The following is a 14,070-nucleotide window of genomic DNA, read 5'->3' on the forward strand; positions in this document are numbered from 1 at the left end:
TTCGTGCCCGAAGCACGGGGCGCAGCCCGGCTCTTCAGGGGCGCGGGGAACTGCGCGACCAGCCCCCACCCACCCGCACCCGACGACGCACCCACCCCACCCCGACCACCAACTCACCCGCAGCTCACGAAAGAAGGCCCCCTGCCATGACCGCCGCCGCAGCGACCCGCAGCGAACACGATCTGCTCGGAGACCGTGACGTCCCCGCCGACGCGTACTGGGGCGTCCACACCCTGCGCGCCACGGAGAACTTCCCCATCACGGGCACCCCGATCTCCGCCTACCCCCACATGGTCGACGCCCTGGCCGCCGTCAAGGAGGCCGCCGCCCGCGCGAACGAGGAACTCGGCCTGCTCGCCCCCCAGAAGGCCGCCGCGATCATCGAGTCCTGCCGGGAGATCCGCGACGGCAAGCTGCACGACCAGTTCGTCGTCGACGTGATCCAGGGCGGCGCCGGCACCTCGACGAACATGAATGCCAACGAGGTGATCGCGAACCGGGCGCTGGAGCTGCTGGGCCACCCCAAGGGCCGGTACGAGCACCTGCACCCGAACGAGGACGTCAACCTCGGCCAGTCCACCAACGACGTCTACCCGACCGCCGTCAAGGTCGCCACGGTCTTCGCGGTGCGCGGGCTGCTCCGGGCGATGGCCGTCCTCCAGGACTCCTTCGCGGCCAAGGCCGTCGAGTTCCGCGAGGTGCTCAAGATGGGCCGCACCCAGCTCCAGGACGCGGTCCCCATGACGCTCGGCCAGGAGTTCTCCGCGTTCGCCGTCATGATCGACGAGGACCGCAGCCGCCTCGCCGAGGCCGTCGAGCTGATCCACGAGATCAACCTCGGCGCCACCGCCATCGGCACGGGCCTCAACGCCCCCGCCGGCTACGCCGAATCGGCGCGCCGCCACCTCGCCGAGATCACCGGTCTGCCGCTGGTCACCGCGGCCAACCTGGTCGAGGCCACCCAGGACTGCGGTGCGTTCGTGCAGATGTCGGGCGTGCTCAAGCGCATCGCGGTCAAGCTCTCCAAGAGCTGCAACGACCTGCGGCTGCTCTCCTCCGGGCCGCGCGCCGGCCTCAACGAGATCAACCTGCCGCCGGTGCAGGCCGGTTCGTCGATCATGCCCGGCAAGGTCAACCCGGTGATCCCCGAGGTCGTCAACCAGGTCGCCTTCGAGGTCATCGGCAACGACGTCACCATCACCATGGCCGCCGAAGCCGGACAGCTCCAGCTCAACGCCTTCGAGCCGATCATCCTGCACTCCCTCTCGGAGTCCCTCACCCACCTCCGCGCGGCCTGCCTCACCCTCGCCGAGCGCTGCGTCGACGGCATCACCGCCAACGAGGACGAACTGCGTGCCGCCGTGGAGAACTCCATCGGCCTGGTCACCACCCTCAACCCGCACATCGGGTACACGGCCGCCACCGACATCGCCAAGGAGGCCCTCGCCACCGGCCGGGGCGTGGCCGAACTCGTCCAGGAGAAGGGCCTGTTGCCCGCCGAACGACTTCGGGAACTGCTGCGGCCCGAGATCCTCGCGGGCAGCGGCGCCCCGTCGGCCTGATGGAGACGTCCGCCTTCGGGCCGATCCTGGAACGCATCGCCGAGGAGATCGAACGGACCCCGGGCCGGGGCCGGCCCGCCGACTACATCCCGGCGCTCGCCGCCCGCGACCCGCGCAGCTTCGGCATGGCCGTCGCGGAGCCGGACGGCACGGTGTACGGCGTGGGGGACTGGCGTGAGCCGTTCTCCACGCAGTCCATCACCAAGGTCTTCACTCTCGCGCTCGATCTGGAGCGCGAGGGTGACGCCCTCTGGGAACACGTGGGCCGCGAGCCCTCCGGCAACCCGTTCAACTCCCTGGTCCAGCTGGAGTACGAGAGCGGCATCCCGCGCAACCCGTTCATCAACGCGGGCGCCCTCGTCGTCACCGACCGCCTGCACACCCGGACCGGCGACGCCGCCGGCACGCTGCTGTCCTTCCTCCGCACGGAGAGCGGCAACCCCGACCTCGACTTCGACCCGGAGATCGCCGCCTCCGAATCCGCCCACGGCGACCGCAATGCCGCCCTCGCCCACTTCATGGCGTCGTACGGCAACATCGACAACCCCGTACCGGTCCTCCTCGACCAGTACTTCCGCCAGTGCTCCCTCACCGCTTCCTGCGCCGACCTCGCCCTGGCCATCGGCTTCCTGGCCCGGCACGGCGTCCGCGCCGACGGTACCCGGCTGCTGACGCGCAGCCAGGCGAAGCAGATCAACGCGGTGATGCTCACCTGTGGCACGTACGACGCCGCCGGTGACTTCGCGTACCGCGTGGGTCTGCCCGGCAAGAGCGGGGTGGGCGGCGGCATCATCGCGGTCGTCCCCGGCCGGTGCACGCTCTGCGTCTGGAGCCCCGGGCTGGACGAGCGCGGCAACTCGGTGGCCGGAGTGGCGGCGCTGGACCGGTTCACCACCCTGACGGGGCTGTCGATCTTCTGACCCTCCCCACCCAGGGCCCCCAGGGCCCGCCGCCCCGGTACCTCGCCGACCGGGGCGGCGGGTTCGCTCCTGGTCACGTGCCGGTACCCGCCCGGAAGGCGCGGCGTCGCTTCCGCGCCACCCGGCGTTGACAGCCTGACCGAGTGTTGGCCATCGCTTTTCCCGTCGATCTGCGCCGCTGTCAGGCACTCGGCCTGGCCGGAACCGCCTTCCTCGCCCTCGGAGGTGAGACCGCCGGAGCCCTGCCCGTGCGGGAGCTGCTGTCGCCGACCTCGGGGCGCGGCGCGCTGGGGCTCGTCGGCGTCTACTTCGGCGTCGTCCTGCTGACAGCAGCCTGGGCGCTGCTCGGCAAGGTGATACGCGGCCCGGAACCACCGACTCCGCGCGCCCTGCTGCTCGTTCTGGCCGTCTGGGCGGCACCGCTGCTGCTCGCGCCCCCGCTGTTCAGCCGGGACGTCTACAGCTACCTCGCCCAGGGCGCCATGGTCGACGCGCACATGGACGTCCATCTGCACGGGCCCGCACGGCTCGGCGGACCGCTCGCCGACGAGGTGGCCCCGATGTGGCGGCACACCGCGACCCCGTACGGCCCGGTCTTCCTCGCCCTGGCCTCCGGGCTGTCCGCTCTGACCGACGGCCGGATCCCGGCCGGGCTCATCGGGATGCGCCTGATCGCGCTGCTCGGCGTGGCGCTGATGGCCGTGGCACTGCCCCGCCTCGCCCGGCACAGCGGAGCCGACCCGGCGGTCGCGCTCTGGCTCGGCGCGCTCAACCCGCTCGTGCTCCTGCACCTGGTGGCCGGGGCCCACAACGACGCGATGATGCTGGGACTGCTGGGCGTCGGGCTGGTGCTCGCGCGGGGCCGCTGGTACCTCGTCGGCGTCGTTCTGGTCACGCTCGCCGCGCTGGTGAAGGCACCCGCCGCGCTCGGGCTGGTGGCGGTGGTGGCGATACGCGGCCGTACGGGATGGTTCCGGACCGCGGCGGGGACCCTGGCCGTCGCCGTCGGCACCACGGCCGCCGCGACCGCCCTGACCGGCACGGGGTACGGCTGGATCGCCGCCGCGCTGCGCACCCCCGTGTCAGCCCAGAACTGGTCGCCCACCACCGTCCTGGGCCGCGCCACCGCCACCCTGCTGCACGACCTCGGCAGCGACCTGGCCCCCCTCGCCCTCCCGGCCTGGCGCGCCGCCGGACTGCTGCTGACCCTCGCCGTCGTCCTCCACATATGGCTGCGGCTGCGACCCGGCCCGGTGTACGCGCTCGGCCTCAGCCTGGCGGCCGTGGCCGCGCTGGGCCCGGCGATCCGCCCCTGGTACGCCCTGTGGGGGCTGTTCCTCATCGCCGCGGCCGCCCAGAACGTCACCACGCAGCGCCGGGTCGCGGCCGCCAGCGGGGTGCTCGCGCTCGCCGTCCTGCCGAGCGGGAACCCGGCGGACACCGAGCAGTTCGTCCTCGCGGTGTGTGGGGGAGTGCTCGCGGTGGTCGTGCTCTGGCAGGCCGAACTGGCCTCCCGGGCGCCGGCTCTGGAGCGCACGGCATGAGCGAACCGCGCCCGAGGCGGCTTCAGCTTCAGCCACGCACCGAGCGGGCCCGCGTCCTCCTCGTCCTCGTGTCGGCCCTGGCCGTCACCGCCTTCACCGCGACCGTCCCGCTGCTGCGCGACTTCTTCGACCTGCGCGTCTACCACGGCACGATCGACCACTGGGTCCACCACGACGGCCGCCTGTACGACTACCTGGTGCCGGGCACGACCTACGGCTTCACCTATCCGCCGTTCGCGGCCGTCGTCATGCTGCCGATGGCGCTGGTCGGGCTGCGCACCGCGATCGTGCTGTGCCTGGGGCTGAACCTGGCAGCACTCGCGGCCGTCCTGCGGCTACTGGCCGGCCCGGCGCCGAGTCGCCACGGCTGGTTCGGTGTCGTGCTGCTTCTCTGCGCGCTCGCGGTGTTCGAACCGTTGCGAGACACCTTCAGCTTCGGGCAGGTGAACCTCCTGCTGCTGGCCCTGGTCCTCGCCGACGCCCGGCTGCTGGCCACGGGCCGGGGCCGTTGGGCGGGCGTCGGCATCGGCCTGGCGGCGGCGGTCAAGCTGACGCCCGCGATCTTCATCGGGCTGCTGCTGCTCGCCCGGCGGTGGCGGGCCGCCGGGCTCGCGACGGCCGTCGCCGCGGCCGCCACCGCCACCGCGGCCTGGATCGCCCCGGCCGCCTCGCGCTTCTACTGGACCGAGGCGCTGTGGGACACCAGCCGCGTCGGCCGCCTCGACTATGTCTCCAACCAGTCGTTGCAGGGTGTCCTGGCCCGGCTCGTGGCGCCGCACGAGCCGAGCCGAGCCGTGTGGGCGGCGCTGGTGCTCGTGGTGCTGTGCGTGTGGGCGTGGCGGACCCGTGCGGCGGTACGCGCCGCCGATTGGACCGCCGCCTTCGCCCTCACCGGGCTGACCGGCGCTCTGGTCAGCCCGATCACCTGGGTGCACCATCTGGTCTGGCTGCTGCCGGCCTTCGCCGTCCTGCTCAGGCACCGTCGGCTGCTGCCGCTCACGGCGGCCCTGTACGCGGTGCTGTGCAGCAGCGTCGTGTGGCTGTGGTTCGACGACGCGTCCGGCGTCGGCGGCTTCGTCGGCAGCAACACCTATGTGTGGATCACGCTCGGTCTGCTGCTGTGGCTGCCGGTCGGTCAGCCCCGGGTGGACCGGCCGATCCTGAGCCGCAGTGCCAGGGCCACAGCCGCCGCGCCCACCCCGGCCGCGCCCGCGATCGCACCCACCACCGGCCAGTCGGGAACGGTCACCTCGGCCGCCTCCGCGCGGGTCACGGGCCGCGATCGGGGACCGGCTTGAGGCGCCGCCGCCGGGCGCGGCGGCAGGAGCGAGCCCACGGCGTCCACCTGCCCTGCGGCGTCGAACCCCCAGTCGAGCAGGGAGCGCGCCTCCTCGTACACGGCGAAGCCGCCGGACTCGGGGCGCATCACCGTCACCACGAGGGTGCGTCCGCCCCGTTTCGCGGCGGCGATCAGCGTGTTGCCCGCGTTGGTGGTGTAGCCGTTCTTGACGCCGATCAGCCCCGGATAGCGTTCCACTCCGGCGCCGGTGAGCAGCCGGTTGGTGTTCTGGATGCCGTACGACCAGCCGCCCGCCGGGAACTTCGCGGTGGCCGTGGCGCAGTACCCGGCGAACTCGGCGTTGCGCAGCCCCGCCCGTCCGAACACCGCCAGGTCGTAGGCGGACGACACCTGGCCGGGCGCGTCGTAGCCGTCGGGGGAGACGACGTGCGTGTCGCGGGCGCCCAGGGCGCGGGCCTTGTCCCGCATCTGACGGGCGGTCGCCTTCCAGCCGCCGTTGAGGTGGGCCAGGACGCGTACGGCGTCGTTGCCCGAGCTGAGGAAGACCCCGCGCCACAGGTCGGCGACGGTGTACGTGTGGTCCTCCTTGACGCCGACCATGCTGCTCCCGGCGCCGATGCCCGCCAGTTCCTCGCTCTTCACGGTGTGTCTGAGACCCGCCGGGAGGCCCGGCAGCACGGTGAGCGCGAACAGGGCCTTCAGGGTGCTCGCGGGCGGCAGTCTGCGGTGCGCGTCGTGCGAGGCGAGGACCGCGCCGCTGTCGGCGTCGGCCACCAGCCACGACACCGCGGACACGTCCGGCACCTCGGGCGCCCCGGCCAGCAGCCGCACCTGCGTCCCCTGCCGGTACAGGGACGGCGAGCCCTGCGCGGCCTTGGCGTCCTGCGCGTCCGTCACGGACCGGGGGCCGGTGGCGTCCGGGTCGGTCACGACGGCCAGGGCCCCGAGCGCACAGACGGCGGTGCAGCACACGGTGAGGCGGGCCGCACGGGAAGCGCGGGCGCCACGGGCGGTGCGGGTGGCACGGGGAGCGCGGGGAGCGCGGGATGGGAATCCGATGGTCATACCACAAACGTAGGAAGGGGGGTGCCGTACTCCCGGATGCCAGGGCCGAGCGCACGGATCGAGCACCCGGATGCCGCATGTCATGCCGCCGGCAGCGTGGGCCGCACCTGCCGCAGGAAGGCGGCGTTGTCCGGTGTGGCGCGCATACGCTCCAGCAGTGTCTCCAGGTTCGGCTGCCCCTCGCGCGACCGCAGCGCCTGCCGCAGACCGCGTAAGGCCGCCAACTCGCCTGCTGTCAGGAGGAGTTCCTCGCGGCGGGTGCCGGAGGGGGTGATGTCGACGGCGGGGAAGACCCGCCGGTCGGCGAGGGCGCGGTCCAGGCGGAGTTCCATGTTGCCGGTGCCCTTGAGCTCTTCGAAGAAGAAGCCGTCGGCGCGGGACCCGGTCTCCACCAGGGCGGTGGCCAGGATGGTGAGGGAGCCGGCCTCCTCGGTCAGACGGGCGGCGCCGAAGAGCCGCTTGGGGCCGTGCAGGGCGGCGGCGTCCACTCCGCCGCTGAGGGTGCGGCCGCCGGACGCGGCCGCGTTGTTGTGGGCGCGGCACAGCCGGGTCAGGGAGTCCAGGAGGATCACGACGTCCTCGCCCTGCTCGACGAGCCGCTTGGCGCGCTCCACGACGAGTTCGGCGAGCGCGATGTGCTCCTTGGGGGACCGGTCGAACGTCGAGGCGTACACCTCGCCCCGCACGGAGCGCCGCATGTCGGTCACCTCCTCGGGCCGTTCGTCGAGCAGCACCACCATCAGGCGGACCTCGGGGTGGTTGGCGGCGATCGCGGCGGCCACCTGCTGCAGCAGGACGGTCTTGCCGGTCTTGGGCGGGGCCACGATCAGCCCGCGCTGTCCCTTGCCGACGGGGGCGACGAGGTCGACCAGACGGCCCGTCAGACCGCTCGCCGGGTGTTCGAGCCGTAGCCGCTCGCGGGGGTGCAGCGGGGTGAGGTCGTGGAAGTGCGGGCGGGCGCGCAGCTCCCCGGGCGTACGGCCGTTGATCCGCTCGACCTCGATGAGGGCGCGCCGGCCGTCGCGCAGGCCCTCGACGGTGTCGCCCTTGCGCAGGCCGTACCGGCGGACGAGCGTCGCGGAGACCTGCGGGTCGGAGGGGGTCGGCAGGCAGCCGGCGACGCGCAGTTGCCCCTGCCCGCCCTGCGTGGTCTTCAGGACGCCGGTGACCCGGACCGGCTGCCGAGGTTCGGTGGAAGTGCGTTCGAGTGTGGTGGTGGTCATGAAGGGAGGTCCTTTCGAGGACGTGAGGAAAACGCGTGGGAAGGGGAGGGGGATGGCGCACACCCGGAGTGAGGCCGAGCCGTGCACGGCCGCGTTGCGAGAAGCGGCCCGTGCGTCGCGGGTGGTTGCGGTGAAGCCGACGGCCGGTCGGGAATCGACGGGCGGTATGGCGAGAAAGATCTCAGGATCAATGGGATCCAAGAGAGAGTGGCAACGGCGCCCGAGCAAGGGCGATACACATGTGCCGATTTGAGCGTACCACCATCGGTGGCAGGCTGTGGAGAGTTCCTTACCGATGGCTTACCCGTGGTCGTTGAACCGATCTCGCGGAGTCCCCGTACAGATGGGGGCACCGCCAGCGGTCTTCGCACGGAAGGAACGTCGCGTGTCGCTCTTCACGCGCTCCAGCCCCTCACCCGACACGGACGAGACGGGCAAGCCCTCGGCCGAGGACACACCGCCGAAGACCGTCGGCCCCGTCCGTCGATGGCGCGGTTACCGGACGGCGTTCCGGACGAAGTACCCCGTCGCGGCGCGGAGCGTGTCGTGGGGCGTCACGGGCCTGGCCGCCGCCCTCGTGCTCTTCGCGCTGCTGATGCCCGGCAAGCCCGAGTACTTCGAGGCGCGGCAGTTCCTGCGGATACCCGTGGAGCCGATCCTCGCCGCCGCCCTGATGCTGGTGCTGCCCCGGCGGCCGAGGCTGGTCGCGGCGGTCGTCATCGGGCTCGGCCTGGCCGCGCTGGTGGTCGTGAAGGCACTCGACATCGGCTTCAACCAGTTCCTCGGCCGGGGCTTCAACGTCGTCCTCGACTGGGGCCTGCTGGACGACGCCGAGTCCTACGTCCAGGACACGCTCGGCCCGACGGGCGCGACGGCCGCCGTGGCCGGCCTCGTGGTGCTGGTGCTGCTGCTGTTCGCCGTCATGGCGCTGGCGGTGGTGCGGCTCGTCGCCGTCCTGGTCCGCGACCGGGACCGGGCGACCCGGGGCACCATCGTCGCCGGGACCGTGTGGATCACCTGCGCCGCGCTCGGTCTGACGCCGATCCAGAACACGGCGGTCGCCTCCAGGAACACCATCGGTTTCGTGCAGGACCGCCTGGACCGGGTGCGGGAGACCCTGCGGGACGAGGCCGCGTTCGCCAAGGAGGCCAGGAAGGACGAGTTCGCCGATGTGCCCGCCGACCGGCTGCTGACCGGGCTGCGCGGCAAGGACGTCATGATCACCTTCATCGAGAGCTACGGGCGCGCGGCCCTGGAGGACCCGGCCATCGCACCGGGCGTGACCGCGGCCCTCGACGAGGAGGGCAAGGCCCTGACCGAAGCCGGGTTCACGGCGAAGAGCGGCTGGTTGACCTCGGCGACGTACGGCGGCAGCAGCTGGCTCGGCCACTCCACGTTCCTGACGGGCCTGTGGATCGACAACCAGAGCCGCTATCGCACGGTCACCGCCGGCGAACGCCTCACACTGCCCGGCGCGTTCCACAAGAGCGGCGCCTGGCGGACGGTCGGCATCGTGCCCGGCGTGCAGAAGAACTGGCCGGAGGGCGACTTCTACGGCCTCGACAAGGTCTACGACTCCCGTGATCTCGGCTACCAGGGGCCGAAGTTCAGCTGGTCGACCATGCCCGACCAGTACGCCCTCACCGCCTTCGAGCGCCTGGAGGCCGCCAAGAAGGGCGACAAGCCGCTGATGTCGGAGATCATCCTGACCTCCAGTCACCAGCCCTGGGCGCCGCTGCCGAAGATGGTCGGCTGGGACGAGGTCGGCGACGGCTCCGTCTACCGGGACATCGAGAAGGCCGGCAAGGACCCCGCCGACGTCTTCACCGACCCCGTCAAGGTCAAGGAGGAGTACGGCAAGTCCGTCCAGTACTCGCTGCACAGCCTCCTGCAGTACGTGGAGAAGTACGGCGACGAGAACACCGTCCTGGTCTTCCTCGGCGACCACCAGCCCATGGCGAGCGTCAGCGGCAACGGCGCGAGTCACGACGTACCGGTCACCGTCGTGGCCCACGACCCGAAGGTCCTCGACCGGATCGCCGACTGGGGCTGGTCCGACGGCCTGCGGCCCGGCGACGACGCCCCGGTCTGGCGCATGGACACCTTCCGCGACCGTTTCCTGACGGCGTACGGCGAGGAGCCGAAGAAGGCCGGCTCGCCCGCGCCGTAGGTGCGTACCAAGCCCCGCGGCCCAGGCGTGATCCGAACGACAGGCCCTAGCCGTCGAGCTCGAAGATCCCGTATCCGAAGCCCTGCGCGGTGATCGTGCCGTCCCCGATCTCCACGCCCTGCCTCTCCAGGGCGCCGCGGACGGCGCGCCCGTACGAGCAATCGGCCGTGCTGCGCCGGGGGTTGATCACCACCAGATGGCGCCCGCCCCGGACGTACACGAACGGACCGCCGGTGTGCAGCACCTCCACCGAGCCGCCGGAGCCCAGTTCGGGGGTCCGGCGGCGCAGGGCGATCAGGCGGCGGACGAGGTGGAGGAGCGAGGCGGTGTCGGCGCGCTGGGCGGCGACGGTCGGGCGGTCGGGGAGGGGTCGATGGGGAGGTAGAGACGGTCGGCGGGGCGGTGGAGAAGCCCGCGTTCGGGGTGTCGTCCCACTGCATGGGGGTGCGGGAGCCCGCGCGGTTGTAGTCGGGGCCGAGGACGCTGCCCTCCTTGTCGGGCAGGCCGGGAAGGTAGCGCATGCCGATCTCGTCGCCGTAGTAGATCGCCGGGAGCGTCGGCCAGGTCAGCTGGAAGGCGAAGGCCGCGGGCAGCTGTTCGGGCGTACGGGGGCCGCAGTTGAGGCGGGAGAAGTCGTGGTTGGCGCTGGGCAGGGAGATGAAGCCCGTGTCGCCGACGGCCGAGGTCGCCTGCCGCCAGGCATCCACGAACGGGCCCGGTGAACCTTCACCGCTCGCGTCGAAGAAACAGTCGAGGGGGTCCCAGTCCTCGTGGACCGTGCCCGTGCCGTTGTTCCACAGCGAGCGCAGGGCGAGACCGTCGGTGGGGCCGCCGAAGTGCAGGAAGAAGTCGGCGTGGAAACCGGCCGGGATCGACACCTCCGGCTCGCCCCACTCGGCGAGCAGCACGGCGTCCGGATGGGCGGTGTCCAGCCAGTGCCGCAGTTCGGTCCAGACCCGGGCGGTCTCGGCCCGGTCCGGATCGTCCTTCACGAGCGAGGCGGCCATGTCGACGCGGAAGCCGGAGAGACCGAGCCCCAGCCAGTGGTCCATGATCGTACGGAGGGCCTCGCGGTTGGCGCGCGGCCCTTCGGCGTCGACCGGCAGCCGCCACGGCTCGGCCGGATTGCCGCGCGCGTAACCGAAGTTGAGGGCGGGCTGGGAGTCGAAGAAGTTCGGCAGGTACGCGCCCGGCCGGGTGCCGGGGGAGGCGACGAAGCCCTCGGGGCGGCCCTCGGCCGTCCAGATGTAGCGGTGGTCGTCCGGGTCGTTCGCGGAGGCCCGGAACCACGGGTGGTCGATCGACGTGTGCCCGGCGACGAGATCCAGCAGGATCCGGATGCCCCGGCGGCCCGCCGCGTCGACGAGCCTCGCCAGGTCGTCGTTGGACCCGTAACGCGGGGCGACGTTCAGATAGTCCGCGACGTCGTACCCGGCGTCACGGAACGGCGAGACGAAACAGGGGTTCAGCCAGACGGTGTCGACGCCCAGCCAGGACAGATGGTCGAGGCGGTCGGTGATCCCGGCGAGATCCCCGATGCCGTCCCCGTCGGAGTCGGCGAAGGACTGCGGATAGATCTGGTAGAAGACGGCGTCGGCCAGCCAGGTCGGGGCGGGACGGAACGAAGTCATGCCCCGGACCATAGGTGACAGTCCGCGCCCGGCGCTGCCCCGAGTCAGGGCCTAAGCTGAGGTGATGTTCACCCCGCAAGGCCCCAGCCTCCGCGAACTCGCCGTTCAGGCACTCTCCTCCGTCGAACACGGCTACGACCTGCTCGCGCCCAAGTTCGATCACACCCCGTTCCGCACCCCGGACTCCGTGCTGGAGGCGGTCGAGGCGGCCCTGTCGTCGATGGGCCCGTTCGAGGACGGCCTCGACCTCTGCTGCGGGACCGGGGCCGGGATGGAGGTGCTGCGCGAGGTCTGCCGGAAGAGCGTCACCGGTGTGGACATCAGCGCCGGAATGCTGGCGGTGGGCAGGGAGCGGGTGGGCTCCGGCCCCACCCGCTCCCCGAGTCCCGGGGAGTCCTCCGACAGCCGATCGGGCCCCGTGGGCGCCTTGGCCGGAGGCGAAGGCCCCGGCCTGTCCTGGGTGCGCGGGGACGCCCTCGCCCTGCCCTTCGCCTCGGCCTTCGACCTGGTCGTCAGTTTCGGCGCGTTCGGGCACTTCCTGCCCGAGGAGCTGCCGCGCCTGTTCTCCGAGGTCCACTCCGTCCTCAGGCCGGGCGGGCGCTTCGCGTTCCCGCTGCCGGCGCCCGCCCCGGCCCGCTCCCCCTGGTACTGGGCGGCCCTCGGCTTCGACACCGCGATGCGGGTGCGCAACGCGGTCTGGCGGCCGCCGTTCGTCATGTACTACCGGCCGTTCCGGCTCGGGCTCGTGCGGAGCGAGCTGGAACGCGCCGGCTTCGAGGTGGAGCTGTTCGCGCTGCCCGAGTTCGGGCGGCGGCCTGACGGCAGCCCCCGCTGCCGCATGGTGGTGGCCACCCGCGGGGGCTGACGCGACCGTCGGGCCGAGCCTCAACGCGTGGACTTCGCCGCCGACTTGATCAGTGCGGTCACCTTGTCCGGGTGGGACATCATCGCCACGTGCGAGGAGTTGACCTCGATCGTGTGCGAGCCCGCCCCCTTCGCCTGGAAGCGCTCCAGCGCGGGGGAGATGGTCTTGTCCTGGGTGGCCACCAGGAACCAGGAGGGAATCGTGCGCCACGCCGCGGCCTGCGCCGTGGACTCGAACGCCCCACGCTGACCGGGCGTTGGGACACCGCCGGCACCGACGTCGTGGAGCGCGGCAGATCGGCCGCGAACACGTCGTGGAACTTGTCCGGCTTGATCGCCACGTCGTGGTGGCCGGCCCCGTCCGGAAGCGCCTCCGATGCCGGGTTGAGCTCGGAGCCCGGGAAACGGTTCGCCAGTTCGCCGAGCACCTCGCCCTTGTCGGGCATGAAGGCCGCCACGTACACCAGCGCCTTCACCTCGGGCACGGACGCGTCGAACCGGACGAAGACACAGCCCGCGAGGGTCTGCGGGTCCTCGTCGAACTCGGACAGCACCCGGAACTCGGCGACGGCCACGCCGTCCGGGCCGACCCTCGGCTCCGAGAACCGCACGTCCTCCCCCCGCTCGTCGGTGAACGACCGGCGCAGGTACTCGGCGAGTTCGCCGTGGCCCCGGTGCGGCTCCCGGAAGGGCATGGAGCGGTGCACGCAGTCCCGCGCGTACGACTCCAGGATCGCGTCGACGTCATGAGCCGCCCACGCCCGCTGCCACACCCCTACGAACCGCTCCGTGGCCTCGGCCGTGTCCATCAGGTCCCCCTCAGATCTGTGCGGCCAGCCAGCGCAGCTTGACCACCTCCTGGAACGGGCCGCCGCCCTCGTGGTCGTTGAAGTCGTAGACCTCGATGCGCTTGTCGGGCTCGGCCCAGGCATTGAAGGCCGCGAAGACCGTGGACGGCGGGCAGGTCTGGTCCTCCAGGGCCGCCGAGAACAGCGCGGCGGCCCGACCGCGCGCGGCGAAGTGCACGGCGTCGAAGTAGGCGAGCGTGCGCCCGACCTGCTCCGTGCGACCGCGGTGGGTCTTGAGGTACTTGCCGATCTCGCGGTACGGATCCCGGTCGGTGATCGTCGTGGAGCGCGGGAAGTCGCACAGGAACGGCACGTCGGGCGCGACCGCCACCAGGTCGGGGACGAGCCCGCCGACCGTGATGGCGATACCGCCGCCCTGGCTGGAACCGATCACGGCGGTGCGCGCGGCGTCGGTCCGCGGATGTGCTCGGGCGGCCTCCACGGCGCGAACGGCGTCGGTGTAGACCCGGCGGTAGTAGTAGTTCTCGGGGGCGTCGATGCCCCGGGTCATGAAGCCGGGGAAGGCGGGCGCGCCCGCCACCGGGTCGGGGGTGTCGCCGCCCCCGCCCCAGGCGCTGCCCTGGCCCCGGGTGTCCATGACGAAGTGCGCGTAGCCCGCCGAGGCCCACAGGAGGTGGGTGTGGGACAGGCCGCGCCCGCCGCCGTAGCCGATGAACTCCACGACGGTGGGCAGCGGTTCGGTCGCTCCGGCCGGAAGGACCAGCCAGCCCTTGACCGGGTGGCCGCCGAATCCCGAGTAGGTGACGTCGTGGACCTCGACCGTCTTCAGATGGGTCTCGACCGGCTCGAAACGGGCGTTCAGGTCGTGCGCGCGGGCCTCCTGGAGCGTCTTCGCCCAGAAGGCGTCGAAGTCCTCGGGCTCCGTCGAAGCGCTTCGATAACCATGGAGCTCGTCCAACGGCAGGTCGAACAGGGCCATGAA

At 72.1% G+C, this 14,070-nt stretch carries 9 protein-coding genes and 2 pseudogenes; 6 read left to right on the plus strand and 5 right to left on the minus strand.

Features of this window, described 5'->3' with window-relative positions; all coding sequences use genetic code 11:
* Positions 1 to 146 precede the first annotated feature (146 nt).
* The 4 genes and pseudogenes from aspA to E4N62_RS06100 all read left to right on the plus strand — a co-directional run.
* Positions 147 to 1,562, plus strand: coding sequence for an aspartate ammonia-lyase (gene aspA / locus E4N62_RS06085; protein WP_230212535.1), 1,416 nt, complete (start codon positions 147 to 149; stop codon positions 1,560 to 1,562).
* A complete protein-coding gene (locus tag E4N62_RS06090; protein WP_230212537.1) occupies positions 1,562 to 2,482 on the plus strand; it encodes a glutaminase in 921 nt (306 codons plus the stop codon). The genes aspA and E4N62_RS06090 overlap by 1 nt, the downstream gene beginning before the upstream one ends.
* 152 nt (positions 2,483 to 2,634) lie before the next feature.
* On the plus strand, positions 2,635 to 4,026 hold the full coding sequence (mptB, locus tag E4N62_RS06095; RefSeq protein WP_230212664.1) for a polyprenol phosphomannose-dependent alpha 1,6 mannosyltransferase MptB: 1,392 nt from the start codon (positions 2,635 to 2,637) through the stop codon (positions 4,024 to 4,026).
* Between the two features lie 257 nt (positions 4,027 to 4,283).
* Positions 4,284 to 4,886 (plus strand): annotated as a pseudogene (locus E4N62_RS06100) (glycosyltransferase 87 family protein); the annotation flags it as partial.
* Positions 4,887 to 5,161: 275 nt separating this feature from the next.
* Here the strand turns inward: E4N62_RS06100 and E4N62_RS06105 are convergent.
* Both E4N62_RS06105 and rho read right to left on the minus strand, forming a co-directional pair.
* Complete coding sequence (locus tag E4N62_RS06105) at positions 5,162 to 6,391, minus strand: D-alanyl-D-alanine carboxypeptidase family protein (RefSeq protein WP_230212539.1); 1,230 nt, start codon at positions 6,389 to 6,391, stop codon at positions 5,162 to 5,164.
* An 80-nt stretch (positions 6,392 to 6,471) separates the two neighbouring features.
* On the minus strand, positions 6,472 to 7,614 hold the full coding sequence (gene rho / locus E4N62_RS06110; RefSeq protein WP_230212542.1) for a transcription termination factor Rho: 1,143 nt from the start codon (positions 7,612 to 7,614) through the stop codon (positions 6,472 to 6,474).
* A gap of 385 nt (positions 7,615 to 7,999) precedes the next feature.
* Between rho and E4N62_RS06115 the strand changes: the two genes are divergently transcribed.
* Positions 8,000 to 9,784: a sulfatase gene (locus E4N62_RS06115; protein ID WP_230212544.1), complete on the plus strand. Its 1,785-nt coding sequence runs from the start codon at positions 8,000 to 8,002 to the stop codon at positions 9,782 to 9,784.
* A gap of 46 nt (positions 9,785 to 9,830) precedes the next feature.
* On the opposite strand, the pseudogene E4N62_RS06120 reads toward E4N62_RS06115, so the two are convergent.
* Positions 9,831 to 11,415, minus strand: a pseudogene (locus tag E4N62_RS06120) (alpha-amylase family glycosyl hydrolase).
* A 64-nt stretch (positions 11,416 to 11,479) separates the two neighbouring features.
* Between E4N62_RS06120 and E4N62_RS06125 the strand changes: the two are divergent.
* Positions 11,480 to 12,280 carry a class I SAM-dependent methyltransferase gene (locus E4N62_RS06125; RefSeq protein WP_230212546.1) on the plus strand — a complete coding sequence of 267 codons (801 nt, stop codon included), beginning with the start codon at positions 11,480 to 11,482 and terminating at the stop codon, positions 12,278 to 12,280.
* A gap of 79 nt (positions 12,281 to 12,359) precedes the next feature.
* Here E4N62_RS06125 and E4N62_RS49275 read toward each other — a convergent pair whose 3' ends face one another.
* On the minus strand, positions 12,360 to 13,088 hold the full coding sequence (locus E4N62_RS49275; protein ID WP_374116946.1) for a nuclear transport factor 2 family protein: 729 nt from the start codon (positions 13,086 to 13,088) through the stop codon (positions 12,360 to 12,362).
* Between the two features lie 10 nt (positions 13,089 to 13,098).
* Entirely contained in the window at positions 13,099 to 14,067 is a 969-nt protein-coding gene (locus tag E4N62_RS06135; RefSeq protein ID WP_230212548.1) for an acetylxylan esterase, read from the minus strand.
* Positions 14,068 to 14,070 lie beyond the last annotated feature (3 nt).

Origin of the sequence: Streptomyces sp. MNU76 (assembly GCF_020982545.1) — a bacterium.
In the GTDB taxonomy this organism is placed as follows: domain Bacteria; phylum Actinomycetota; class Actinomycetes; order Streptomycetales; family Streptomycetaceae; genus Streptomyces.